The 24,842-nt window shown below is 58.3% G+C and carries 18 protein-coding genes and 1 pseudogene; 4 read left to right on the top strand and 15 right to left on the bottom strand.

Annotated elements, in window-relative coordinates; translation table 11 throughout:
• Positions 1-112: 112 nt before the first annotated feature.
• The 10 genes and pseudogenes from DJ564_RS15790 to DJ564_RS15745 all read right to left on the bottom strand — a co-directional run bounded on the left by DJ564_RS15790 (position 113) and on the right by DJ564_RS15745 (position 11,522).
• Positions 113-1,480, bottom strand: coding sequence for a TolC family outer membrane protein (locus tag DJ564_RS15790; protein WP_109631112.1), 1,368 nt, complete (start codon positions 1,478-1,480; stop codon positions 113-115).
• Positions 1,481-1,482: 2 nt separating this feature from the next.
• A complete protein-coding gene (locus tag DJ564_RS15785) occupies positions 1,483-2,832 on the bottom strand; it encodes an HlyD family type I secretion periplasmic adaptor subunit (RefSeq protein WP_109631109.1) in 1,350 nt (449 codons plus the stop codon).
• Positions 2,829-4,604: a type I secretion system permease/ATPase gene (locus tag DJ564_RS15780; RefSeq protein WP_109631106.1), complete on the bottom strand. Its 1,776-nt coding sequence runs from the start codon at positions 4,602-4,604 to the stop codon at positions 2,829-2,831. Before DJ564_RS15780 ends, DJ564_RS15785 begins: the two co-directional genes overlap by 4 nt.
• A gap of 210 nt (positions 4,605-4,814) precedes the next feature.
• Complete coding sequence (locus tag DJ564_RS15775) at positions 4,815-5,237, bottom strand: AprI/Inh family metalloprotease inhibitor (RefSeq protein WP_109631103.1); 423 nt, start codon at positions 5,235-5,237, stop codon at positions 4,815-4,817.
• Positions 5,238-5,334: 97 nt separating this feature from the next.
• Complete coding sequence (locus tag DJ564_RS15770) at positions 5,335-6,792, bottom strand: serralysin family metalloprotease (RefSeq protein ID WP_109631100.1); 1,458 nt, start codon at positions 6,790-6,792, stop codon at positions 5,335-5,337.
• A gap of 381 nt (positions 6,793-7,173) precedes the next feature.
• Positions 7,174-7,619, bottom strand: a pseudogene (locus DJ564_RS15765) (transposase); the annotation flags it as partial.
• Positions 7,620-7,711: 92 nt separating this feature from the next.
• Positions 7,712-8,797: a polyamine ABC transporter substrate-binding protein gene (locus tag DJ564_RS15760; protein WP_109631097.1), complete on the bottom strand. Its 1,086-nt coding sequence runs from the start codon at positions 8,795-8,797 to the stop codon at positions 7,712-7,714.
• A gap of 68 nt (positions 8,798-8,865) precedes the next feature.
• A complete protein-coding gene (locus tag DJ564_RS15755; protein WP_109631094.1) occupies positions 8,866-9,207 on the bottom strand; it encodes a cupin domain-containing protein in 342 nt (113 codons plus the stop codon).
• A 42-nt stretch (positions 9,208-9,249) separates the two neighbouring features.
• Positions 9,250-10,656: an FAD-binding oxidoreductase gene (locus DJ564_RS15750; RefSeq protein WP_109631091.1), complete on the bottom strand. Its 1,407-nt coding sequence runs from the start codon at positions 10,654-10,656 to the stop codon at positions 9,250-9,252.
• Positions 10,657-10,706: 50 nt separating this feature from the next.
• Complete coding sequence (locus tag DJ564_RS15745) at positions 10,707-11,522, bottom strand: helix-turn-helix domain-containing protein (RefSeq protein ID WP_109631088.1); 816 nt, start codon at positions 11,520-11,522, stop codon at positions 10,707-10,709.
• Positions 11,523-11,784: 262 nt separating this feature from the next.
• On the opposite strand from DJ564_RS15745, the gene DJ564_RS15740 reads away from it, so the two are divergent.
• Positions 11,785-12,060, top strand: coding sequence for a DUF1652 domain-containing protein (locus DJ564_RS15740; protein WP_109631085.1), 276 nt, complete (start codon positions 11,785-11,787; stop codon positions 12,058-12,060).
• 57 nt (positions 12,061-12,117) lie between these two features.
• Here the strand turns inward: DJ564_RS15740 and DJ564_RS15735 are convergent, their stop codons facing one another.
• Entirely contained in the window at positions 12,118-14,592 is a 2,475-nt protein-coding gene (locus DJ564_RS15735) for a UvrD-helicase domain-containing protein (RefSeq protein WP_109631083.1), read from the bottom strand.
• A gap of 280 nt (positions 14,593-14,872) precedes the next feature.
• On the opposite strand from DJ564_RS15735, the gene DJ564_RS15730 reads away from it, so the two are divergent.
• On the top strand, positions 14,873-15,568 hold the full coding sequence (locus tag DJ564_RS15730) for a pirin family protein (protein WP_109631080.1): 696 nt from the start codon (positions 14,873-14,875) through the stop codon (positions 15,566-15,568).
• Between the two features lie 211 nt (positions 15,569-15,779).
• Here DJ564_RS15730 and pgm read toward each other — a convergent pair whose 3' ends face one another.
• From pgm to DJ564_RS15710, 4 genes are all read right to left on the bottom strand, one after another.
• On the bottom strand, positions 15,780-17,426 hold the full coding sequence (gene pgm / locus DJ564_RS15725; protein WP_109631076.1) for a phosphoglucomutase (alpha-D-glucose-1,6-bisphosphate-dependent): 1,647 nt from the start codon (positions 17,424-17,426) through the stop codon (positions 15,780-15,782).
• A 122-nt stretch (positions 17,427-17,548) separates the two neighbouring features.
• Positions 17,549-18,949, bottom strand: coding sequence for a PLP-dependent aminotransferase family protein (locus tag DJ564_RS15720; protein ID WP_109631073.1), 1,401 nt, complete (start codon positions 18,947-18,949; stop codon positions 17,549-17,551).
• A gap of 64 nt (positions 18,950-19,013) precedes the next feature.
• Complete coding sequence (locus DJ564_RS15715; protein WP_109631070.1) at positions 19,014-20,492, bottom strand: hypothetical protein; 1,479 nt, start codon at positions 20,490-20,492, stop codon at positions 19,014-19,016.
• A 559-nt stretch (positions 20,493-21,051) separates the two neighbouring features.
• The gene (locus DJ564_RS15710; RefSeq protein WP_109631067.1) at positions 21,052-22,074 is read right to left on the bottom strand and encodes a zinc-dependent alcohol dehydrogenase family protein; all 1,023 of its coding nucleotides are present in this window, start codon (positions 22,072-22,074) and stop codon (positions 21,052-21,054) included.
• Positions 22,075-22,343: 269 nt separating this feature from the next.
• On the opposite strand from DJ564_RS15710, the gene DJ564_RS15705 reads away from it, so the two are divergent.
• Together DJ564_RS15705 and mexE are read left to right on the top strand one after the other, a co-directional pair.
• A complete protein-coding gene (locus DJ564_RS15705; protein ID WP_008026287.1) occupies positions 22,344-23,261 on the top strand; it encodes a LysR family transcriptional regulator in 918 nt (305 codons plus the stop codon).
• Between the two features lie 321 nt (positions 23,262-23,582).
• Positions 23,583-24,836, top strand: coding sequence for a multidrug efflux RND transporter periplasmic adaptor subunit MexE (mexE, locus tag DJ564_RS15700; protein ID WP_109631065.1), 1,254 nt, complete (start codon positions 23,583-23,585; stop codon positions 24,834-24,836).
• Positions 24,837-24,842: the final 6 nt, after the last annotated feature.

The following is a 24,842-nucleotide window of genomic DNA, read 5'->3' as shown; positions in this document are numbered from 1 at the left end:
GGCGTTTTTAGAATTCTGGTTGCCCATTAAGGGCCGCAACGCATCTGTGCAGTTGGCGAAACATGTGGTGAGGGGATTTATCCCCTCACCACAGGGGTGTTACGTCAGGAAATCATTGGGTCCTTGGGCCCTGGCCGAACGCCTCGTCCACCTTGGCCAGATCCTGCTCGCTCAAGGTCCCGGCGTAGTAATGCAACTTGGTCCAGGCCATCAGGTAGTCGTACCTTGCCTGTGCCAAATCCCGGCGGGTGGTAAATAGTTGTTGTTCGGCATTTAACGCATCCAGGTTCACCCGCTCACCGCCCAGGATGCTTTGCCTGGTCGAGACCACCAGTGCTTCCGCCGACTTCAGGGCTTTCTGATAAGCCCGCAGTTTGTTCACCCCCGACAGGCAGGCACTGAATTGCCGCCTCAGTTCGATCAGGGTTTGCCGGGTCTTGCCGTCCAGTTCGTACTCGGCCTGTTCCATGGTGCGGCTGGCCTGTCGGGTCGACGCCGACACCCCGCCACCGGCATACAACGGCACGCTGACTTCGATGCCGATGGTGTTGGTGTCGTAACGCTGGTTGTAGGTGTTGCCGCTTTCCGACTCGTTCTGACGCACGGAAGCGTACGCACTGACTTTCGGGAAGTGCCCGGCGCGGTTGCGTTCGACTTCATAACGCGCAACGTCCACCGCCTCGCGCTGGGAGGCCAGGTTCGGGTTGTTGGCCACGGCCATCTCGTGCCAAGTGTCGAAGTTGGCCGGCTGCAGGCTGAAGGTCTGGAAGTTCTGGTCCAGCGGCGCCAGGTCCGTGATGTCGACGGCCGGCACGCCAATCAGCGCGCCCAGTTCGCGCAAGGACGCATCCTGCTCGTTGCGCGCCTCGATTTCCTCGGCGGTCGCCAGCTCGTAGCGGGACTCGGCTTCAAGAATGTCGGTGCGCGTGCCCTCGCCCTGACGGAACATCTGCTCGTTCTGCTGGAACTGCTGTTCGAAGGCTTTCTTCTTGGCCAGCGCGATGTCGATCTGATCCTGGGCGAACAGCGCATTGGTGTAGTTTTCCAGCACACGAACCAGCAATTCCTGGCTCTTGCCGCGGAAGGCTTCGTCGGCAAACAACGATTGCGCCACGCCTTTGCGATACGCCGCGTAGGCTTCGTAATCGAGCAATGGCTGTTGCAGGGTCAGGTTAGAGCCATAGCTGCTGTAGTTGCGGTCCTCGGTGAAGTCCGGCCGACCTTCATTGATTTGCGTGACCTTGGAGGTGTTGCGGCCCTTGTTGTAGGTGTAACCGATCCTGGGCAACAGCCCGGCGCGGCCGATGATGCGATTTTCAAGGCCCGCATCGCGCTCCTTGATCGCACCAAGGAACACCGGGTCATTGCGCAACGCTTGCTCGTAGATCTCGAACGGCCCCATGGCGGCCATCACACTGTTGCACGTCAGCAACGCCAGGGTGGCTGTGAGCATTGAAAGCTTATTCATACAGCCGAACATCCTTATTCCTCGGTCAACGCGGAGCCTGCCCGGTCGAGCAGCGGTTTGAACAAATAGTTGAGGAGTGAACGTTCACCGGTGCGCACGAACATTTCCGCCGGCATGCCGGGCTTGATCACCAGCCCGTTGAGTTTTTCCATGGCCTGGTCGCTGACGCTGCTGCGCAGCACGTAATACGGCGCGCCGGTTTTCTCGTCGACCATCTGGTCGGCGGAGATCAGGCTGACTTCGCCGGGTACACGCGGTGTACGGCTCTGGTTGAATGCGGTGAACAGAATGTCCACCGGCAAGTGGGTGCCGACCTTGTCGATCAGGTTGATCGGCAGGTGCCCTTCCACTTCCAGGCGAGTGCCTTGCGGCACGATCTCCAGCAAGGTTTCGCCTTGGCGGACCACAGCACCTTCGGTGTGAACCCCAAGGTTGACCGCAATGCCGTCGGCGGTAGCGATGATTTCGCTGTGTTGCAGATCGAAGCCGGCGGAGGTCAATTGCTCTTCCAGGGTCACACTTTTGAGCTGCGCGTCGGCCAGTTGTGTGCGGACTTCTTTCTGGTATTCCTCGATGTGCTGTTGCAACTTCAGGCGCGACTCGAGAATGCCCTGCTCGACCCGGCCGCTTTCACCACTGTTTTCCGCCAATTGCTGCTGCACCTGCGACAGTTGCCGCTGGTACTCCATCAAGCGGTTGCGCGGGATGTAGCCGTTGTCCGCCAAGGGCTGCAGATTGCTCAGTTGTTGTTGCAAGGAGCTGGCCTGGGCCGTCAGGTCCGTCCGTGCGCGGCGCATGCCGGCCAGTTGCGCACTCGCGCCTTCGATGCTGGCGCGCAAGCCCGCCTGCTCGCGGGAAAACGCTTCGCGGCGGCTGCTGAACAATTGCCGCTGGCCCTCGAGGACCAAGGCCAGGCGCGGATCAGGATCGTTGCTCAACTGGGCGGGGAAATTTACTTGTTTGAGGTTGTCCCGCTCGCTCTGCCAACGGGCCAGGCTGGCCCAGGCCATGCGGTATTGCGCCTGCAGCGATTGCACGTCGGCGGCGACCTGAGTCTGGTCGAGCTGAAACAGCGGCTGGCCCTGCTTAACCACTTGGCCCTCGCGCACCAGAATCCGGCTGACCACGCCGTTACTCATCGATTGCACGGCCTTGCGCTTGCCGGAGACCACGACCGTGCCTTGCACCGGAATGCCTTGGTCGAGTGGCGCGAGGCTTGCCCAGGTGAAGAAACTGCCGGCGCCGACGATCGCCAGAATCCAGCCCATGCGGGCGAAGAAACGCGCATCACGCTCCGGGCGTTCAGCGATGTAATCGTGTTCCATCGTCGCTTCGTTTTCAGTGTTCATGCGAGCGCTGGTCATACACCCGAATTCCTTGTCGTGGGCTGATACTGGCGGCTCATGCTGAGCCCGCCCGGTGCTTGCGCTGTTTTTTCGCGTTGCTGTTCCTGGGCGCCGGAGAGTGCCTTGAGCACTTCCTGGCTGGGCCCAAAGGCCTGCAAACGACCTTCGTTGAGCACCAGCAATTTGTCGGCCTGGGCCAAGGCCGAGGAACGATGGGTCACCAGAATCACGCTGGTGCCCTGGGCTTTCATCTGCGCGATGGCGCCGGCCAGTGCCGCTTCGCCCACGGTGTCGAGGTTGGAATTGGGTTCATCCAGCACTACCAGGCTTGGCTTGCCGTACAGCGCGCGGGCCAATGCCACCCGTTGCTTCTGGCCGCCGGACAAACCGCTGCCGTCCTCGCCGAGCACCGTGTCGTAGCCCTGCGGCATGCGCAGGATCAACTCATGGACGCCGGCCTGTTGCGCCGCCTCGACGACTTGTTGTGGGTCGGCCTCGCGAAACCGGGCGATGTTTTCGGCGATGCTGCCGCTGAACAATTCGATGTCCTGGGGTAAGTACCCGATATACGGACCGAGGTCGTCGCGGTTCCAGCGATGGATGTCCGCGCCATCAAGCCGCACAGTGCCGCCGAGGGTTGGCCAGACGCCGACAAGCACACGGGCCAGGGTCGATTTACCGGAGCCGGAGGCGCCAAGCACACCCAACACTTCGCCGGCACCCAGGCTGAAATTGACCATGTGCAGGGTCGCGGCACGTTGCCCCGGAGGGCCGGCGCTGACTTGTTCAAAGGTGATCTGCCCCTTCGGCGCCGGCAGCGCCATGGCTTCATCACTCGGTGGAAAGGCTTGCAGCAGCGAATCAAGACGACGATAGGCGAGCTTGGCGCCGCTCCATTGTTTCCAGACTGCGATCAGTTGATCGATGGGGCTCAGGACCCGGCCCATCAGAATCGAGCCGGCGATCATCATCCCGGCCGTCATGTCGCCTTTGATCACGAGCAAAGCGCCCAAGCCCAGAACCAGGGATTGCAGGCACAGACGCAAGGTCTTGCTCAGGGAGCTGATGATGGCGCCGGTGTCGCTGGCCTGATTCTGCAGACCGAGAAAACGCGAATGCACCTGGAACCAGCGCTTGCGCAACACCCCGAGCATGCCCATGGCCTGAATGGTTTCGGCGTTGTGCAAGTGACTGGTGGCCAGTTGGCTGGACTTCTGGGAAAACCCTGCAGCTTCGCCCAAGGGCTTTTTGGTCATCGCCTCGTTCAGGCAAGCGAGGCCGATCAGCACCACTGCGCCCACGGTTGCGAAAACGCCGAGCCAGACGTTGAACAGGTAGATCACGAACAGGTAAACCGGAAACCACGGCGCATCGAAGAACGCGAATAGCGCAGGCCCGGTGACGAATTGGCGAATGTGGGTCAGATCGCCAAGGGACTGCCCGGCGTTGCCCTCGCCCTTGAGCAGGTTGCGCTCGAACGCGGCCTGATAGACCCGCAGGTTGAAACGGCGCTCCAACTGGCTGCCGATGCGGATGACGATGAAACTGCGTACGATCTCAAGCAAACCGATGAAGGCGAAAAACCCGACCACCATCAGCGACAGCATGGCCAGGGTGGTTTCGTTTTGCGAAGACAGCACGCGGTCGTAGACCTGGAGCATGTAAATCGACGGAACCAGCATCAGCACGTTAATTAACGCGGTGAAACAACCGACGCTGATCAGGATGCTTTTATAGTCGCCCAGTGCCTTGAATAACGGTGCGGTGGCTGGGGCCTTCGCCATCTTCATTGATTTTTCCTGAGATGATATTCCTCGCCCTGTTTTGGCGAGGTTTCAATTAACTGTCCGCACGCGTGTCGAGACATTCTTTGCCAGTCAGCGCTTACAAATGAACAACAACTTTTTATGCTTTACATAAAAGCCTGGTTATTGATCTGTCACTTTTAACGGCAACTACGGGCTTTATATCCAACACTTGCGTCGGTCGGCACTTTGCGCTTATGGCGCAACGCGCTGGAGCGTAATGATCAGACCCGACTTCAAGGTGCGTTGATAAAGCCCTTCATGCTGTCGGCTGAAAAACACGATTCTTGAGCCTTCTTTGCCGGTGATTGCGATGCCGTCCGGTTCCGGGAACCAGCCAACCGCAGTGTCATGCAGCCACGCGCCGAGGCAATCCGCCCCCTCGCCCAGGGTCTGGTTCGCTACAAGCTCAATGACGCAAACGTTCGACGGTTTATCCTGCAAAGCCTGAGACTCCGGCGAGTCCGACTTGGCTATCAGGGTGGCCTGCCATTTCCCGGCGAGTTCCGAGGGGTCTGCTAATTTCAGGCTGCTTGCCATGGCTACATCTCCAAGAAACATCATCAGCGTCGCCAACAGCCACGCGGTCGTTCTGTAGGTAAAGGCGTTAAGGGTCATAGGACTTTCAACTCCGGCGTGTAGCCTTACGCACAGTGCACATCGATGCAAGGACAGAGCGCGGCGCATCAAGCGTCGCGCTCCTTTTAGCCTTGTATCAGGCCACGATGTCCGAGAACGCCGCCTGGCCAACGGTGCTGACCAGGAAATCAGCCACGCCATGCCCGGAGAAATCCACCGACAACAGGCTATTACCGCCCGAGGAGGTCAACACTGCATCGCCTGCCGCACCAGTGAACGAACTCACGAAGTGCAGGCCTGCGCCTTTGGTGATGCCGGTCAGGTCGATCTTGTCCAGGCCGCTGACAAAATCGAGGATCTGATCCGCTACACCCGGCTTGGAGTCACTGCTGGCCGCGAACACAAAAGTGTCCGAACCGGTACCGCCCCACAATTTGTCCGCACCGCCCGCGCCGTAGATGAGGTCGTTGCCGGCCCCGCCCTTCAGCTCATTGGACACGCCATTACCAATCAGCAGGTCGCTGCCCGAACCACCGATTGCGTTCTCGATGGTGGCACCCTTGGCAATGGAAACGTTGCCCACCAAGCCGCCAACGTCGGAGAACGAGGCTTCATTGAGGTTGATTTTCTGGTTTTGGGTGAAGCCGGAGAAGTCCAGCGTGTCCTTTCCGCCCGCATCCCATACCGAGAACACGACCTTGTCCGACGACGAAGACGCGCTCAGGAAATCGCGACCGGCGTTGGAATTGAAACCGTAGGTGGTGTCACCGGTGCGGGTGGTGGTGTTGGCTCCGTAGAGCTTCTGGATGGCGGCAATATCGTCCAGCAGCGGACCGGACGCATACGCCTCGACGCCGCCCTTGCTGAAGTTCTGGTCGGTATTGCTTTCACTCCAGTAGCTCATGAGGCTGTAACCGCGAGTGTCTTCCGCGTAGGTCGCGTCGTTGTAGGTCGGCGCGCCCTCACCGGCGTTGTAGTCGCCGGGGTGGGCCAGGCCCAGACTGTGACCGATTTCGTGGGTCAGGGTTTGACGACCGTAGTTGTTCAGGTCCGGCGTCTTGTTGGGCGTGTAGCTGCTGTTGGTCAGATACCACGAAGTACCGTCATAACCGGCGCCGGTGCCAGGCAGGTAGGCGAATGCCGCTGCGCCGTCCTGGCCGCTGCTGTAGTTGCCGAAGGTCATGTGACCGTCGCCGCCTGTGGCTTTCTCGGTGAAAGTGACTTTGGCCACATCGGCCCAGGATTGCATGGCGAGCACGGCCTGGGCTTTCTGCTGGGCGCTGAACTGACTGAAGCCGGAAATCCCGTGCTTGTTCATGGTGCTCGACGACGCCGAGGTCAGGAACGTGTAGGTCAGTTCGATTTTGCCGCTGCCGTCCTTGTCCTGGTAGGCAGCGCCGTCACGCAGCAATTGGGTTGCTGCCTCGTCGACGGAATAGGAAGGTTTGCCATTGACCGTGAGATTGCCACCCCGGTCATACTGATGGCTGAAGCTGTCGATCTGGTTGTACGCGGAACTGGGCACAGCCAATGATTGCAATGGCGAAAAAGCCTGTTCGGCAAGATCAATAGCGTTGTTCTTAACTTTCGACATAAACACACTTCCTTGTTTAGCAATGGAACAGTTTTTGTCAGATAGCGACAATCTCTGGCGAGATCGTCCTATCACTCGCCCAATGAAGGCGAAAGAAAACTGACACAATTCGAAATCAAACGTCTACATTTTTTTTGACGTCAAATTGTTCTGCTCCAGCAAGTACCCGGAAACAATGCCTGCGCTGTCGAAATATAGTTTCAAGTTGATGGTGTTCGGACTAATTGTCTGACAATTGCGTATTTAAATATTAAATATGGGTAAGTTATTTTTTGTCGAAGGCGTCTCGTTTTTTCGGACTTATTAGTATGTGTGCCAGTGGATTGATATCAGACGTATTTGTAGTAAGTGTGAGATTTTGACGACTGCTTCGCAGCCGAACGCATCCCACAGCGGGTAATCATGAACACGTGTTACCAGACCCGCTCGTATCGGGTTAGCCACGACATATCGAGCAAGATCCTTCACGCCCTCCTCCCTGCGAACCGCCCGATCGTGATAGCCCTTTTGCCACAACCGCCCTCGCCGCCCTAACGCCTGGTTGACCGCCAAACTGCTCCGCGATTTTATTCGGCACATCAACTCTGCCAATGACTTGTCGTGCAGTAGCACCAGGCAATGCAGATGATCCGGCATCACAACCCAGTTAACAATTCAGCTCAGCCGCCTTCTTGAGCCTCGCGCAATTGCAAAGCAACCAGCCTTCCCAACCGCCAATCAGCAAAAAACGGCTGCCGTTGGTCAACGACAGCCGTCAGCAGATAAATACGTCCTGGCTCAGAAAAACGGCCAGTGCGTAGCAGGCCCGCATTTGAACAAACAGGCATTCCATTGCCTCCAGATCCATTGAAAGGTGGCCCGGAATCTACAGCGTCGCCATCAAGCCCGACCCGCTGCAATCGCTACAAAACATGAACCCTCAACTCCCCGTCCGAATCTTGTTCCACACCCGCGTCCGAATCCGGTCAATGTTGAGCGGCATGGCCTCCAGCGCGAACAGCTTGCCCATCATCTCCGGGCTCGGATACACCTTGGTGTCGTTCTTGATGGCTGGGTCGATCAGGCTGTCGGCTTGTTGGTTGCCATTGGCGTAGTGCACGTGATTGCTGATGCTGGCCATGACGTCCGGGCGCAGCAGGTAGTTCATGAACGCGTAGCCGGCCTTTTCGTCCGGGGCATCGGCGGGCATGGCGACCATGTCGAACCAGATGGCGGCGCCCTCCTTGGGAATGGCGTAGCCGATGTCGATGCCATTGTTGGCTTCTTTCGCTCGGTTTTCGGCTTGCAGGATGTCGCCAGAGAAACCGACCGCTACACAGATGTCACCGTTGGCCAGGTCGCTGGTGTATTTGGATGAGTGGAAATAGCTGACGTATGGCCGGACTTTCATCAGCAGCGCTTCAGCCTTTTTGTAGTCTTCCGGGTTCTTGCTGTGATGCGGCAGTCCCAGGTAGTTCAGCGCGGCAGGCAGCAGTTCGGGGCCGTTGTCGAGGATAGCGACGCCGCACTTTTGCAGCTTTTCCATGTTCTCGGGCTTGAAAATCAGGTCCCAGGAATCCACCGGCGCGTTGTCGCCCAGTACGGCTTTTACCTTGGCGATGTTGTAGCCGATGCCAGTGCTGCCCCACAGGTACGGGAAGCCATGCTCGTTGCCCGGGTCGTTGGTCTGCAACGCGGTGAGCAACACCGGGTTGAGGTTTTTCCAGTTCGGCAACTGGCTCTTGTCGAGCTTCTTGAGCGCCCCACCCTGAATCTGCCGTGCCATGAAATGGTTGGACGGGAACACCACGTCGTACCCGGATTTGCCGGTCATCAACTTACCGTCGAGGGTTTCGTTGCTGTCGTAGACATCGTAGCTGAAGGCGATTCCGGTTTCTTTCTGGAAGTTTTTAGTGGTGTCCGGGGCGATGTAGTCCGACCAGTTGTAGATCTTGACGGTCTCGGCCGCGTGGCTCAGGGACGCGACAAGCGCAAAGGGTGCGAGGGTCAGTGTCTTTCGGATCATGAGTCGATTCCTGTATGGGCCGTTTTTTTTGTTGGAGCGCTATTGGCAGGCAATCAAAGGATCAAAAATCAAAAAATCAAAACGTAGGTCTTGCGCACGGTTTCCTGGATGTCCCAGATGCCGAGGCTGTTGGCCGGCAACATCAGTGCGTCGCCGGCTTCGATGTAGAGGGTTTCACCGTCGTCGGGGGTGAAGGTGCAGCGGCCCTGGATGAAGTGACAGAATTCCTGGGCAACGATCTGCCGACGCCAGCGGCCGGGCGTGCATTCCCAGACGCCGGTTTCGACGCCATCGTCGCGCTCGACGCTGGTGGTCGAAGCCATCGCCACCGGTGTTCCCAGCGGCACGGCGACGGGGTTCGACTCTTCCAGTTCCAGTGTTGCGGTGTTCTTGAATTGCGTGATGCCCATGGGAGTACCTGTCGATTAAGCCTGTAGATGAAAACGTGCTGTTCAGTGCATGAAACCTTCCATGAATCCCGCCACCTTGCTCGCCAGCTTGCGGCGCCAAGGGGCCGTAGCCGGGTTGGCCAGGGTCTGGTCTTCGTGGACGAAGCTGCGGATGATTGCGTTGTAACCCAGCCAGCGGCAGGGTTCGGGTTCCCAGGCCCTGAGTGTGTCGAGACCGCCCTGGGGCATGACCCAGGGTTGGCGAACCAGTTCGGTATCGCGTTCCAGAATCAGGTCCGCCAGGGTTCTGCCGCCCAGGTTGCTGGCGCCGACGCCCTCCCCGCCATAACCGCCAGACAAGGCAATGCCACTGGCGTGATCGCAGAGCATGTGCGGCTTGAAGTGCCGGGACATGCCCAGGTTGCCGCCCCACGCGTGAGTGATCCGCACGTTCTTGAGTTGCGGGAACAATTCGCCGAACAGGTAGCGCCGCAATTCCACTTCGCTGGTGGTCAGGTCAAAGTCATGGCGTAATTTGCCGGCAAACTGATAGCCACCCCGGGCACCGAACACCAGGCGGTTGTCGGCCGTGCGCTGGCCATAGGTGACTTGCCGACTGCTTTCACTGAACGCCTGACCACGGCTCAAGCCGATTTCGTCCCAGGTCGCGGCGGACAGTGGTTCAGTGGCGACAATCAGACTTTGTACCGGCAGCTGATAGCGGCCCAGTGGCGGCAGCGTGACCGAATAGCCCTCTACCGCCGGCACGACCCAGCGGCTGCGAACCTGAGCCTTGGCGGTGCGCAAACTCCCCGACTGCCACTGCGTGACCGCGCTGTTTTCGTAAATTTTAACGCCCATTCGCTCGACCGTTTCTGCCAGGCCTCGCACCAACTTTGCCGGGTGAATGGTCGCAACGTGCGGTGCATAGATACCGCCATAGGGTTTCGCAATTCTGATCTGTTGCGCCAGTTGCTCAGGGCTGAGCCAGCGATAATCGCTTTCGGTCAGGCCTTGGCTGTACAGCTTATCGAGGTATTCGCGCAGGCTGGCTTCCTGTTCGGGATAACGCGCGGCGCAGTACAGCACGCCGCCTTTGCGATAATCGCAGTCGATACCCTCACGTTCGATGGCTATCTCTACTTCATCAGGAATGTTGTGCAGCAGATCGAAGGATGCGCGACGTTGCTCCGCCGGCAAACCGGCCAGCAGACGGTCTTCGCCCAGCAGGTTGCCCATCAGCCAGCCACCGTTACGGCCCGACGCACCAAAACCGGCGGTTTGCGCCTCGACGATGGCAATGTCCAGGCCTGGCGCCAGACGCTTGAGGTAATACGCGGTCCAAAGTCCGGTGTAGCCAGCGCCGATGATGGCTACGTCGACGTCAAGGTCGTGCTCCAGCGCAGGACGTGCCAACAACGGCTCGTCGAGTTGATCCATCCACAAACTGATAGTGCGCCACGCCGACATGCCAGACTCCGCCACTCAAACTTCGATGGCGTCGATCCTAGTGCGTGGGCTCAGGGACTGTCGTGCGCGCGTGCACGCAAAGAAATTTGTTTGACGTAAGCCTTGGGCGACAGCCCGGTGAGCTGGCGGAAACAACTGTAGAACGCCGATAACGAATTGAAGCCGGCGGAAAACGCCAGCTCATCAATGCGCACCGGCGGCGTGACGGCGTCCAGGGCTGCGAGCAAATGTTGCAGCCGTGCCTGGTTCACATAGCGATAGAAGCTCTGGCCCAGCACTTGATTCAGCAGATAGGAAATCTGATTACGGCTGTAGCCGCACTCCTTCGCCACCCGTTGCAGGTCGAGTTCGGGGTCCAGATAAGGCTGTTGGCGCTGGAAATACTGTTGCAAGTCCTCAGCCATGAAACTCAGCTGGCGCGGCGAAAGCCCGAGACGACTGGCGGCCGGGCGCACGTTCGCAGCGGTGCTGCTTTGAGGTTGTTCGCGCACCAGGGATGCGTATTCGTTGACCCGCCAGATCAACCCGTCGCGCACCGTGATGGCCTCACTGGAACGGAACGACACCAGCCCTTCGCCGCCGCGCAAGGTCATCTTGTACTGGATGAACGCTGTGTTGCCGTCCAGGCGTATGCGATCCGAATGCTCCAGCGCTTCATCCGGGTTACGCGGCATGCTGCCGCGCACGTACTCGCGCAACTCGTCCAGGCCCATGACCCGGTTCTGGAAAAAGTCGTTGTACTGAATGTCCGGGTGATAAAGCGCCATCACACCGTCCAGATCCCGGTGTTTCCAGCACAGGTGGTAGCGCATGACCGTCTCGCCCGTGGCCTGGGTTTGCAGGGGGCCATCATCATCGGCGTGCATAAAGGACTCGGCGAAAAAAACCGAGCTTGCCGAAGTTCGGTAACGGCTTCAATGACCAGAGCGAATCGGCGCAGTGTCGAGCCAGGCCCGGCACGTGATCCACATCAAAAAAACGTGACCAATCGCCAAACGGACTGAAAAAAATCACATGGTTTTCACATCTGGGTGCTACTTTTAAAGGCAGTCACCGGTTGAGCCATTGAAGGCTCTTCCCTCCTAACATGAGCTAAAGGAAGCGCTCGATGAAGAAGGCGGGCAACACATGAATAAAGGGTCATTCAGCAAAGTTACCTTTCCAAACGCCTGCCAGCTGATGCGCTGGCATTTTCATCCCATGGGATTCGAGGCGAGCATGGACGCGCCGGGCAGCATGATTGCCCGCCTGTTTGACCGAGCCAGTGGCGAGACCATGATCGCCATTGCAGGCATTCCTTGCGCAACTGTGATGAATGCTGCGGACGTAGAACGAATAATCGAAGCCGTGGAAGACGAACTTGAGTCTTTCATTCCTCCCGTGGCCCTCAAGAGTTATGCCTGAAGGTCAAACACCCAACAAAAAGCCCACATCATGTGGGCTTTTTTGTGGGCCTCGGGTTCAGGCCAGTTGTTGACCCTGGCGATGATCAGCGAAGAACGGCTTGTCCTTGCCAACCCTGTCCGATGCCTTGGGCATATTCGCCGCCTGCGTGTCCTGACCTTCGACATACCAATAGCAATGACTCACTGCCCGAGTGATGCCGACATACGCCAGTCGCAGGATTTCGTCTTTTTGTGCGTTGTCGTAAGGCTCGTTGTCGCCAGCCTTGCCAAGTCCCGCCATGCGATAGACCTGGTTCTTGTAAGGAGAACTGGTCAGGTGCTGGCAGTCACCGAGCAAGAACACCGCGTCAGCTTGCAGGCCCTTGGCGCTGTGGTATGTCAGCTGTTTGATGCGGCGAGCGTTGTACGGCAAGCTAGAATCCACATTAACTACCGACTGAATATGTTGCTCTATCAATAGCTTATCGCTGCTTTTTCGATAAAGCATTAAGATCGAATCGCCCTGTCGGTAGTGCTGGATCAGGCGTTGAGCCATGCCCTGATCGTCTCGATCCATGACGTTTACCGGCAATAGTGCCTTGGGTTCACCGGTAGCCTTGGCCTTCTTTCCAGCGATCGATGGCGCTGCGCGAACGATATGCTCGGCGGCATCAATGATGTGCTGATGACTGCGGTAGTTGTCGCTGAGCATTACTTTAGTCGTGCTCGGCGACGGGAATTCCTTGTTGAACTCCATGAAATACGACGGCGAACTGCCACGCCAGCCATAAATGGACTGCCAGTCATCGCCAACACAGAGCAAGGATGAGCGTTGCGCACCACGCCCGACGTGCATCGCCGGGCCGCGACTGCGGATCTCGGCCAGACTGGCACGGATCCAGGAGACAATCTGTGGCGATACGTCCTGAAATTCGTCGATCATCAGATGAGATAGCGGCCTCAGGAGATCATCACTGAGCAATTTCAGGTTTTCCGGAGAATGCTCGCTGAACAAGGCAAACATCCGGTTGTAGGTCATCACCGGAGGTTTCTGATCGAGCAAGTGATCTTCCAGGGCGCGCCAGAACAGACTCAGAGCCTCGAAGAAAAACCGGTCCGGGTCATCTTTGGCGAAACTCATTTGGCTGACGGCATTCGGAACATCCAGGCCGAGGTTTTCGATAAACCCGGCGGCGGCCACAAAACAGTCCAGCAAGGGTGCCGATCCCAATTCGCCTTTGACCTTGTAATCGAAGCCCGGCCCGGCGCTGGCGTCGCTTGCCAGGGAGGCCAACATGCGCTTTGAAGACTCGTAACTATCTATCCATATCAATGGCTTACGGCAGAAAGCTTGAAACAGGGTGCGCTTTACTGCCCATTCCGCGCGAACGGTCAACTTGGCATTCGGGCGGCAAACCTGCGGATTTTCCCGAGGGTCAAACCCAAGCACCACCCAGGCATCCAGCGTCGGGATGTAACCGTGACAATGGAAGGTCGCACCATTGATGTCGAAGGTCTGTCGATTGGGCTCGATGCCTTTAATTGGCCACGCGCCTGCGCGAAACCACAGGTCTTCAATCGTGTCGCAGAGTTCTTCGTCACGCTTGGCCGCCAACTCGGTCACCGCCATGCGTTTCTGCACGTCGGGGTGATCACGCTCCAGCTCCTTGAGCTGCAAGGCATGACGGAACAATGGCTTTATCAGTTCGCGAAAACGCTCATCGCGGGTATGCAGGCTGTGAAAACAGGCATTGAGTTGCTGACGCTGGGCGTCGTTGATGCGCAGGTCAAAGGGGTTACTGTCGACCTCCTCATCGCCGTTCTGCGCGCGATTGCTAAGGTTTTCGAACGCTTGCAGGCGCTCGAAACCCGGCAGGCTGCGAACCATTGGCAGAATTCGCGAGTGGAAGGTGCGCACCAGATCCCGCGCCTCTTTGAGGCTCAGGGCCCGATCCCACAAGGCAAACAACTCGATCAGCTTATTGATGAAGTCCTTGCGCGACTCGCGGGTGAAGGTCACCACGGTCATCGAACTCAGCTCGAAGCCCAGGTAATGGGTCAGCAGCAATATGCGCAGTACCAGCGTCGTCGACTTGCCCGCGCCGGCCCCGGCAATCACCGACGTCGAAGGCGTGTCGCTGAAAATCATCTTCCACTGGGCGGCGCTTGGCTGGGCGTGAGGGGGCAACAGTCGGGCAACATCAGCCTTCATCCGCTTCTTCAGCTCGGCGCTCAAAGGCAGACGCCAATCGTCGAACAAGTTTTCGTCGACGTTAGGTGGCCGGTGCTCGGTTGAGCGCGAATCGCGGATCAGCAAGACCTGTCGGCCTTCTTCCAACCCCTCGGCTTTGCCTTCCTTATAGCCGTAATCGACCCCGGCGCTATGGCCACTGCGAAAACCATCGGCTTGCCCGTGTAGCCACGACGCACGGTGTTGCGCACGCAGACGAGTCAGGCCATGGCCAAAGAAACGCGCGGCCAGGCGCTTGAGCAATGGCATCTCGGCCAAGGGGCGAAGTTCGGGAGGAAGATCGGGGGTGTGTTGCGGCACGCGGGCGGACTCCAGGGTGTGAGGCTGACGAGGGCTATGGTGTCCGTATTTGCCGTTGAGTTCTAGTGAAATGCTTACAGGTCATTGGCTTATACGATGAAGTGAAGGCTGGGTGAGAATATTTCGAGGTTAATTGACATCAACTAATTCGATCATGATGAGGCATTTTTTACGCTTTTTATCGATTGGTGCCTGATAGATGATGCCCGCCATCAACCACCGGTTCTCGTTTCGTGGCTCAGGCGCTCAGCCCCATGACGAACCTTTTCAGGAGACGATCATGCTTGAACTCAGACCTTTCAAATCCCTGGGCGGCGCCCACCATGGCTGGTTGGATGCCCATCACCACTTTTCGTTCGCTGAGTACCACGACCCGGAACGTATGAACTGGGGCAACCTGCGGGTATGGAACGACGACGTGATTGCCTCGGGCACCGGGTTCCCGAAACATCCGCACCGAGACATGGAAATCATCACCTATGTTCGTGAAGGTGCAATTACCCACGAAGACAACCTGGGCAACAAGGGTCGCACTGAAGCGGGCGACGTTCAGGTCATGAGTGCCGGTACCGGGATTGCCCACAGCGAATACAACCTGGAGGCGGGTGAAACCAGGATCTTCCAGATCTGGATCATTCCGAATGAATCCGGCCTGGCCCCTTCCTGGGGCGCCAAGCCTTTCCCGAAAGGTCAGCGCGAAGGTTTCGTGACCCTGGCCAGTGGCAAGTCCGGCGATGATCAAAGCCTGCGAATCCGCGCTGATGCACGGCTGGTGGCGGCGAACCTGAAGGCTGGTGAATCCGCTGAATATCACCTGGACAGTGGTCGTCGCGCTTATCTGGTTCCAGCTACCGGGGTCATTGAGGTCAATGGCTTGCGGGCCCAAGCCCGAGACGGTGTGGCGGTGGCGGATGAGCAGGTGTTGCGAGTGACTGCCATCGAAGACAGTGAGATTGTGTTGGTGGATCTGGCTTGATCGGGTAAATGCAGGGCAAAAAAAGGGGCGACCGTTGATGGTCGCCCCTTTTTACATCTGAACCTTTGTGGTGAGGGGGCTTGTCGGAACGCCCCATCGCCCCGTTCGGCTGCGAAGCAGTCGTCAGATCTATATCGCGGTATAGCCGGGGAAATGCCGGGGCCGCTTCGCGACCCAACGGGGGCAAGCCCCCTCGCCACAAGTCCCTCAATCACTTCGCAGAAATAGCGCCATCCACCAGGGTCTGAGCTTCTGCAACCAACTGCTTGAGGTGCTCGTCACTGACGAAGCTCTCAGCGTAGATCTTGTAGATGTCCTCAGTCCCCGAAGGCCGTGCCGCAAACCAGCCGTTCTCGGTCATGACTTTCAAGCCGCCGATGGCCTGGTCATTGCCCGGCGCATGGCTGAGGATGCTCTGGATCGCTTCGCCAGCCAGTTGGGTCGAGGTGACCTGATCTGGCGACAGCTTGCTCAGCAAGGCTTTCTGTTCAGGATTGGCCTTTGCATCGACGCGTACCGAGAACGGCTCGCCAAGTTCATCGGTCAACGCACGATAGGCCTGGCTCGGATCACGACCCGTGCGAGCGGTCATTTCAGCGGCAAGCAATGCCGGAATCAAGCCGTCCTTGTCGGTGCACCAGACGCCGCCGTCCTTGCGCAAAAACGAGGCACCGGCGCTTTCTTCGCCGCCAAAACCCAGCGAACCGTCGAACAGACCATCAGCAAACCATTTGAAACCGACCGGCACTTCGTAAAGACGACGACCCAGCCGCTTGGCCACGCGATCAATCAAGCCGCTGCTGACCACGGTTTTGCCCACGGCAGCGTCGGCACGCCACTGCGGACGGTTCTGGAACAGGTAGTCGATCGATACCGCCAGATAGCTGTTCGGCGCCAGCAGACCACCGGACGGGGTCACGATGCCATGGCGATCGTGATCCGGGTCGCAGGCGAATGCGACGTCATAACGCTCTTTCAGGCCGATCAGGCCTTGCATGGCATGGCTCGACGATGGGTCCATGCGGATTTGCCCGTCCCAGTCGACGGTCATGAAACGGAACGTCGGATCGACCTGTTTGTTCACCACCTCAAGGTCCAGACGGTAATGCTCGGCAATCGCCGACCAATAACGCACCCCCGCTCCGCCCAGCGGATCGACCCCCAGATGCAGCTTGGCGTCACGGATGGCATCGAAGTCAATGACGTTGATCAGGTCGGCGACATAGGTGTTGAGGTAATCGTGGCGATGGGTCGTGCCGGCCTTCAGCGCCTGCTCGTAGCTGATGCGTTTGACGCCAGCCAGCTTGTTGCTCAGCAGTTCGTTGGCCTTGGCTTCGATCCACTTGGTGATGTGGGTATCGGCCGGTCCACCGTTGGTGGGGTTGTATTTATAGCCACCGCTTTGCGGCGGATTGTGCGACGGAGTGATCACGATGCCATCCGCCAGGCCCGAGGTGCGTCCACGGTTGTAGCAAAGAATCGCGTGGGAAATCGCCGGAGTCGGTGTGTATTCGTCACCCTCGGCAATCATCACCGTGACGCCGTTCGCGGCCAGCACCTCCAGGGCACTGACGCCGGCCGGAGTGGACAGCGCGTGAGTGTCGATGCCGACAAACAGCGGACCGTCGATGCCCTGGGCCTCACGGTACAGGCAGATGGCCTGGCTGATCGCCAGAACGTGCCATTCGTTGAAACTCAGGTCGAACGAGCTGCCTCGGTGTCCGGACGTGCCGAAGGCAACACGCTGGGTCGAGATAGCGGCATCAGGCTGGCCAGTGTAATAGGCCGTTACCAGTCGCGGGATGTCGACCAACAATTCTGCCGGTGCCGGTTTGCCCGCAAAAGGACTGAGTGTCATGCAAAACCTCTGGAATAGAGTGGTTCAGGAATAGGAATGCAGTTTACTGGCAGTTTGACCGCAGCGCGACGTTATCGATCCCGGGCGAAATGTTATCAATCACCAACGCGCCCCGGCCCTGGTCAGTCAATGGACTCCAGGCGCAACGCATCGCCCAGCAAACCCATGACCGCCGGGAGGTCGTGGTCGCCGCCGAAGGTATGACTCAGGCGCAAGTGTTGCGCGTGCAATCCGTGGAGGCTGAACAGTTCCCCCGGCGCAATCACCACCTGATGCTTGAGCAGACGCTGAAACACCCGACGTACATCGACCTGACGCAAAGACCGCACCCAGATCGTCGCACCACCTACGGGGTCGACGAAGTGCAAGGCATCACCCAGACGTTCCTGCAACAGCTGGGTCATGTGCGCCTTGCGGTCCTTGAGCAGCCGCCGCAGGACCAGCAAGTGCTGATCGATTCGCCCATTGCTGTATAGCCGTGCGATGGCTTTCTGGCGAATCGGCGACAAGCGGAATGAGCGCAACAAGAAGTGCCGCTGCAGTTCGACGCTCAATTGCCGCGAGAGCACAAAGCCATAAGGCGCCTCCGGCCCGATGGATTTTTCGAAGGTGGAGAAGACGATCAGCCGATCCGGGTTCAGCAGATCGCGAAACCGCAGTCCGTCGGACTCGAATTCGAGTTCGCCGTAACAGTCGTTCTCCAGCACCCAGCTGCCATGACGCTCCAGCAACTGAGCGGCTGCCTGCCTGTTGCTCTGAGGAGCCACGCTACCGCGTGGCATGTTGAGGCCGGATGAAAGCATGACCAGCCGAACCGGCTCGGTCTCCAGCAATTGCGTCAGCTGCTCAAGGTCCAGGCTGCCATTGCTTAGCAGGGGGAGCTCGATGACCTGAACGTCAGCGTCCTGAAGCAAACGCAAAATCGTCCAGTCGCAGGGTGATTCGACGACGACCGTGGCGTCTTTGAGACACAGCACGGCGATCAGTATCTCCAGGACGCCACGCAAATCGGCGCCGATATAGACGTCATCGGCGTGCCAGCAGCGTGCCGGAGAGGAGGTATATCGTGCGGCCAGGGCGGCGCGCAGTTCCAGTTCACCGCAAGGTTGTGAAGTCGTTTGCGGCTGGCGCGGGTATTGACGCAGCAGTTCTCTTTCGAGGAGCAGTAACGGGCTGTCCAGGGGCTGCAGCAACGCCGGTTCATCCGCGCTCAACACCAGCATTCCCGGACGTCTGGCATTCACATAGACCGTTTCGAGCAGGTCATTGCCGCTGCTGAGCGGGCGAATGGACGACACCGGCAATGCGTAATAACCGGATTTGGCGACCGAGTACACTCGGCCTTCCTTTTCCAGTAGCGAATAGGCGTACTGGATGGTCGAAATCGACACGCTCAATCGGTCTGCCAACTGCCGCAGTGAAGGGAGGCGGACCCGCGTGTCGCTGACCGGTTCGTTGATGAGGTTAGTCAGGTAACGGTAGACCGCCTGATAGGCGAAGTCGGTTTCGCGTGGTCCTTTCATGGGTAACGACCGAACACGCTACGCACGGGGCGCTTGCGGATGAACGCGGTAAAATCCGGCACTCTCAATGCCCCGTTGACCGTTCGCCACTCGCAGCTGTACTCGCGTCGATGTCCAATGCTTGCACTTGCGTATCGCCGACTTGAGGGCCAGGCACCTCACCCCGGGCCACCGGTCCCATGCGGTAAAGCGTGCCGATCAGAGTGACGGGCAGCCCGCTGACGTCGGCCATCCATTGCAGAACCTGCTCGGGTGCCGGCTTGCCCTGCATCGCCCGGTGCAGGTCGGGCAACGCCACAAGCATGCCGGGATGACATTGGCGCAAAAAGCGCTCAAGCGAGGCGCCATTCTCGACAAAGGGTGCGAACAGCAAACACACGAGCTGAGCCTCGCTCAAACCGAGGTTTTTCTGGGCCTCGGTTGATGCCCGTGCTCGCTGGTCAGACATTGTCGTCGGATTGCTGAACTTCTCCAGAGCCTGCTCGCAAAAGCGCTCGGGAAGTTGTTTGCGACGCATCATCACCAAGGTCCGCTGCACGTATTCGGCAACGCCCGCTTCATACGTGCGACCGTGAACATAACAAGCCTCCAGCCCCCGAACGTGCGCGAAAATCGACAGGCTGACGAATTCGTTATCACTGAGCTGGACCGCCAGTTCGTCAGGTTGAAAACCAAGGAAATCGGTGAGCAGTGGCCAGCGATCTTCCAGGTTGCTGACCAGCATGTCGTGAATATCGATGAAGGTCGTGCGCCTACAGGCCTCAAAACATTCGGCCGGACGCCACTGGGCGTGGCCATGTCCGGCATAGAACTCGCGATAGCAATCGCCGCCCAGTTCATCCACTCGCGCGAAAAGCTCTTCGTACCCGGATTCAGGGTAACTCGATGCCTTGAGACCGGCCTTTTGCGCTGCACGGTCCAACCCATCCATGAACTGCTTTTGCTGACGAGGTGTATCGCTGCTGACCAATGCATCGACGCCCCGATCCCAACGAGAGATCTGCCCATAAAACTCGCCGGTTGCCAGGTACCCGTCATCCCATAGATCGAGCGGCCCGGTCCAGGCTCTTCGGTGGCCAACCATCAGCAGATTGAGGCGATTTGACTCGCGGCCCGCCTCGGAGACGGACGCCAGATGATTGAATGGCAGGACTTCACGATTATCGACCATCACCACTTCGACCCGAGGATCGTCGTAGAGAAACAACGCGCTGAAACTGCGATGGATGTTTTCAAGGGCCGTCGAGCTTGCTCCGTTCGTGCGCAAAGTCGCCACGCGCAGCTTGAAGGTTGCAGGGGCTCGGCCGGCGATGCTCAGTTGCGCGGCACGCAGCAATGCAAGCGTGTAACAACTGTCGCGGGCCCCGGACTGGATCGCCAACACCTTGTATTCTCCGATACGCTCTATTCCCCCAGCCGCGACCACCAAACGCTGAATCATCAGCTGCAATGCCGTGCGTTCGGCGCGAGAGAAAAAACTCAGCAATCGCTGCAATACTTGCTGATAAACATAGTTCATTGCCTGTTCATGGGTATGGGTCATCATTGTTTACCTGTTACGCATAGGTTCGATGTCACGCAAACAACTGTATGCATTGCGCAAACGGCTGCCTGTCATGATTAAAGTGCTGGGCTTGATATCAAATCCTAACACTTAGTTTTCTGTAATTATTTGAAATGAATCGAGCTTACTTATGCCGCCACTCGTTTGCGATGGCTGCAAAGCCCCACAGAGCAAGCACCCTGCGACTGAATGATGAGTCCTAGGAAATATCCGACAGAGTCCCACAGACATGTAGCACGAGAAATAAAGAAAGAAGTCGTCATTAATTTTTCGGCAAATGATCGATAACGCGCTATTTGTTGAGTTTGTATTACCGGAGCGCAATGAAAAGTATCTATCCAATACCCAGCCATAGCTCATTCCTTGAGATGAAAGTAATCATTCAATTATCGGGGCTTATAAGGTGATTAGAAGATACAGATTGAGAGCAAAAACCAGTTCAGTTGCTGAACGGTTTCGTCGCAGATTGACTGGACGTCTCGAATTTTCGGAGGGGCAATGCAAAAGTCCGTGCAAGCACGGACTTTTTTCAGGAACGTCAGGCCGGCTCGACCTGCAGGGCGACCCGTTCGCGACACGGGCATTCGTCCATGTAGCGATGAGCCTCGACAAACTCGGAAAACGGGAAGACCCGAGTCTTGAGTGGCAGCAGCACGCGGTCGGCGGTCAGCTGGTTGATGTCGCGCAAGGCACGTTGCAGTGCGACCTGGTCCTGGATGATGCCCAGTTCCGGCTTGCCGGTGAAGTTGCCGATGCAGTGAACGAAGAACTGAATGTTCTTCTGGAACGCTGCGCAGGCCGGGAACGGTGTCTGGTTACCGCCTTGCAGACCGTACAACACCAGGCTGCCACGAGGCGCGAGCACATCACCGAGCAGTGACATCTGCGGACCGCCGAGGCCATCGAACACCACGTCCACGCCGCGGTTGTCGGTGATTTTGTTGATCCGCATAAGCAGATCTTCTTCCTCAGTGACGATTACTTTTTCGGCACCCAGCGACAGCAGGTATTCACGTTCTTCAGCGGTCTTGGTGGCGGCAATTACCCGCACACCCAATGCCTTGCCCAGTTGCACAAACGAAGGACCGGCACAGTGACTGGCATCAGTCACCAAAGCGAACTGGCCAGGCTTGACCCGTGCCAAGTCGACATAAGCGAAGTAGGCAATCAGCAGCGGCGTGTAATGCACGGCAGCTTCAATCGGGCTGAGCACGTCCGGATAACGGGTCAGTGCCGAGCGAGGCAGAACGATCTGCTCGCCGTAAACCGGGTAGTCGTTCGGGCTTTCAGCCGGGAAGCTGGCGACCTTGTCACCGACTTCCAGATCATCGACGCCCTCGCCGACCGCGGTCACAACGCCAGACATTTCATGGCCAAGGCCAGAAGGCAGACGAGCGTGGGATGAGGCCAGGTTCTGGCGCCAGAGAATGTCGTACCAGCTGATGCCAATCGCCTCGACGCGCACCTGCACTTCGCCCGGCGCAGGGAGAGCGGCCGCATGCTCTTCGCATTTGAGCACCTCGGCTGGACCAAACTTGTGAAAACGGATCGTGCGTGACATCGCAAACCTCGTCAAAGAAACCTCTAATGCCCTGAACTCTATCTGGGCTTTCTACCCAAGACTATCAGTGGCTATTAATAGTCGACATGCCTGTCATTGATTCCGCAGCATCCGTTGGATCAACGGTTGTCTTGAAAATCTGGAGGATCCGTTCCAGGAAAACTGAATTATTCGGTGCAGAGTAGCAGCCTTTCCCCGTAATATTCATGCCGGCCATTGTTCTCATATGGCCGCTCTCGTCAAGCTTGATGACTCTGCCAGGACTCCAGATGAATCGTAATGACCTGCGTCGTGTCGACCTGAACCTGTTGATCGTTTTTGAAACATTGATGCACGAACGCAGTGTGACCCGTGCTGCGGAGAAATTGTTCCTCGGCCAGCCGGCCATCAGTGCGGCGCTGTCGCGCCTGCGCGGGCTGTTCGATGATCCTTTATTCGTGCGCACCGGGCGCAGCATGGAGCCGTCCGCTCGCGCGGTGGAAATCTTCGCCCTGCTCTCCCCGGCCCTGGATTCGATCTCTACCGCCGTCAGCCGTGCGGCGGAATTCGATCCGGCGACCAGTACGGCGGTGTTCCGCATCGGCCTGTCGGACGATGTCGAGTTCGCGCTATTGCCGATGCTCCTCAAGCGTCTGCGTGCCGAATCGCCGGGTATCGTGCTGGTGGTGCGCCGGGCCAACTACATCCTGATGCCGAGCCTCTTGGCCTCGGGCGAGATTTCCATCGGCGTCAGCTACACCGCCGACCTGCCGGCCAACGCCAAGCGCAAAGTGCTGCGCCGCAGCATGCCGAAGCTGCTGCGTGCCGACACGGTACCGGGGCCGTTGAGCCTGGATGACTTCTGCGCCCGTCCCCATGCGTTGGTGTCCTTTGCCGGCGACCTGAGCGGCTTTATAGATGAAGAACTGGAAAAGCTCGGTCGCAAGCGTCATGTGGTGCTTGCAGTGCCGCAGTTCAACGGGCTAAGCACTCTCCTCAGCGGCACCGATATTGTCGCGACGGTGCCGGATTACACCGCCGATGCTTTGACAGCGGCTGGCGGTGTGCGGGCTGAAGACCCGCCGTTGCCGGTGCGCAGCTTTGAATTGCACATGGCTTGGCGTGGGTCGCAGGACAATGACCCGGGTGAGCGTTGGTTGCGGTCCAGGATTCAGATGTTCTTCGGGGATCCAGATAGCCTGGCGTGATGCTGATCTTTTGTGGGGGCTGATGGCCTCTTCGCGGGCAAGCCTCGCCCCTGCAGGGATTTAATTAGCACCACAATTCCCTGTGGGAGCGGGCTTGCCCGCGAAGGCCGCACCTCGGTCTCCAAGATTGCTCTTTGCGTTCCCCGCAACACAGAATTGTCATCAAGCCAATTGATCCCCATCGAATGTAAGGCGCATGCTAGAGGGCTGGCATCAGACTTATATCATTCCGAATGATAGTTACCTTCGCTTCATTCGATTCGTGCCCTACCACCCCGCCGCTCATCATCCGCCCATCTCAATACATTGGCGGATGCATCCATGGAACAGTCACTCAAACATTTGCGCTTCCCATTGGCCATGTTGGCCGTACTGGTGATGAGCGCCTGCGGCAAGGCTCCGGAGTCTGCCGCTACCATGCCTGCGGCGAAAGTCAGTGTCGCCAAGGTGCTGGAACAACCGGTCAACGAGTGGGACGAATTCACAGGACGCCTTGAAGCGCCAGAAACCGTAGAAATTCGTCCACGGGTCTCCGGCCAGATTGATGAAGTGGCCTTCACTGAAGGCGCACTGGTCAAGAAAGGTGACTTGCTGTTCCAGATTGACCCACGCCCTTTCCAGGCTGAGGTTCGCCGCCTCGAAGCACTGGTTGCCCAAGGTCGCGCCAACGCTACTCGCAGCGAAAACGAAGCCCAGCGCGGTGAACGCTTGCGTGCGAGCAACGCCATCTCCGCGGAACTCGCTGACTCGCGCACCAGCGCTTCCCAAGAAGCCCGCGCCGCCGTCGGTGCCCTCCAGGCGCAACTGGACCTGGCCAAACTGAACCTGAGCTTCACCCGTGTCACCGCGCCCATCAGTGGTCGCGTCAGCCGTGCGGAAATCACCGCCGGCAACCTGGTGACCGCCGATACCACCGCGCTGACCAGCGTCGTTTCCACTGACAAGGTCTACGCCTACTTCGACGCTGACGAACGCGTGTTCCTCAAATACACCCAGCTCGCGCGTCAGGGCAAACGCGGTGCAACCACCCCGGTTTACCTCGGTCTGTCCAACGAAGACGGCAACCCGCACCAGGGTGTGATGAACTTCGTCGACAACCAGGTCAACCCGAAAACCGGCACCATCCGCGGCCGCGCGGTCTTCGATAACGCCGACGGCCAGTACACCCCTGGCTTGTATGCTCGCCTGAAACTGGTCGGTAGCGGCACCTACTCCGCCGTGCTGATCAACGACGAAGCGGTCGGTACCGATCTGGGTAAAAAGTTCGTGCTGGTGATGGATGCCGACAACAAGACGGTTTATCGCTCGGTCGAGCTCGGTCCGAAGATCGAAGGTTTGCGCATCGTGCGCAGCGGCCTGAACAAGGATGACACCGTCATCGTCAAGGGGCTGCAACGGGTTCGCCCTGGCTCACCGGTCACCCCTGAAGTGATCCCGATGGCCAGCGAACAAACCCTCGCGGCACTCGCACAACAACGACAAGCGCTGGAAGCCAGCAACCTGCCCCAAGTCGCACCTGCCAAGGTCGCGCCGGGTTCGGTTGTGAAACTGGCTGCTGCGACTCCACGCGGTTAAGGGACG

Origin of the sequence: Pseudomonas sp. 31-12, from assembly GCF_003151075.1 — a bacterium.
Lineage (GTDB): Bacteria > Pseudomonadota > Gammaproteobacteria > Pseudomonadales > Pseudomonadaceae > Aquipseudomonas.
Note: the sequence above shows the minus strand (reverse complement) of the source record. Positions and strands in the feature narration are given on the sequence as shown.

What these genes read in the sequence shown, in the direction of transcription:
- DJ564_RS15790 (WP_109631112.1), bottom strand. Translation starts at nt 1,480, where the DNA reads ATGTTCGGCTGTATGAATAAGCTTTCAATGCTCACAGCCACCCTGGCG.
- DJ564_RS15785 (WP_109631109.1), bottom strand. Translation starts at nt 2,832, where the DNA reads ATGACCAGCGCTCGCATGAACACTGAAAACGAAGCGACGATGGAACAC.
- DJ564_RS15780 (WP_109631106.1), bottom strand. Translation starts at nt 4,604, where the DNA reads ATGAAGATGGCGAAGGCCCCAGCCACCGCACCGTTATTCAAGGCACTG.
- DJ564_RS15775 (WP_109631103.1), bottom strand. Translation starts at nt 5,237, where the DNA reads ATGACCCTTAACGCCTTTACCTACAGAACGACCGCGTGGCTGTTGGCG.
- DJ564_RS15770 (WP_109631100.1), bottom strand. Translation starts at nt 6,792, where the DNA reads ATGTCGAAAGTTAAGAACAACGCTATTGATCTTGCCGAACAGGCTTTT.
- DJ564_RS15760 (WP_109631097.1), bottom strand. Translation starts at nt 8,797, where the DNA reads ATGATCCGAAAGACACTGACCCTCGCACCCTTTGCGCTTGTCGCGTCC.
- DJ564_RS15755 (WP_109631094.1), bottom strand. Translation starts at nt 9,207, where the DNA reads ATGGGCATCACGCAATTCAAGAACACCGCAACACTGGAACTGGAAGAG.
- DJ564_RS15750 (WP_109631091.1), bottom strand. Translation starts at nt 10,656, where the DNA reads ATGTCGGCGTGGCGCACTATCAGTTTGTGGATGGATCAACTCGACGAG.
- DJ564_RS15745 (WP_109631088.1), bottom strand. Translation starts at nt 11,522, where the DNA reads ATGCACGCCGATGATGATGGCCCCCTGCAAACCCAGGCCACGGGCGAG.
- DJ564_RS15740 (WP_109631085.1), top strand. Translation starts at nt 11,785, where the DNA reads ATGAATAAAGGGTCATTCAGCAAAGTTACCTTTCCAAACGCCTGCCAG.
- DJ564_RS15730 (WP_109631080.1), top strand. Translation starts at nt 14,873, where the DNA reads ATGCTTGAACTCAGACCTTTCAAATCCCTGGGCGGCGCCCACCATGGC.
- pgm (WP_109631076.1), bottom strand. Translation starts at nt 17,426, where the DNA reads ATGACACTCAGTCCTTTTGCGGGCAAACCGGCACCGGCAGAATTGTTG.
- DJ564_RS15720 (WP_109631073.1), bottom strand. Translation starts at nt 18,949, where the DNA reads ATGAAAGGACCACGCGAAACCGACTTCGCCTATCAGGCGGTCTACCGT.
- DJ564_RS15715 (WP_109631070.1), bottom strand. Translation starts at nt 20,492, where the DNA reads ATGACCCATACCCATGAACAGGCAATGAACTATGTTTATCAGCAAGTA.
- DJ564_RS15710 (WP_109631067.1), bottom strand. Translation starts at nt 22,074, where the DNA reads ATGTCACGCACGATCCGTTTTCACAAGTTTGGTCCAGCCGAGGTGCTC.
- DJ564_RS15705 (WP_008026287.1), top strand. Translation starts at nt 22,344, where the DNA reads ATGAATCGTAATGACCTGCGTCGTGTCGACCTGAACCTGTTGATCGTT.
- mexE (WP_109631065.1), top strand. Translation starts at nt 23,583, where the DNA reads ATGGAACAGTCACTCAAACATTTGCGCTTCCCATTGGCCATGTTGGCC.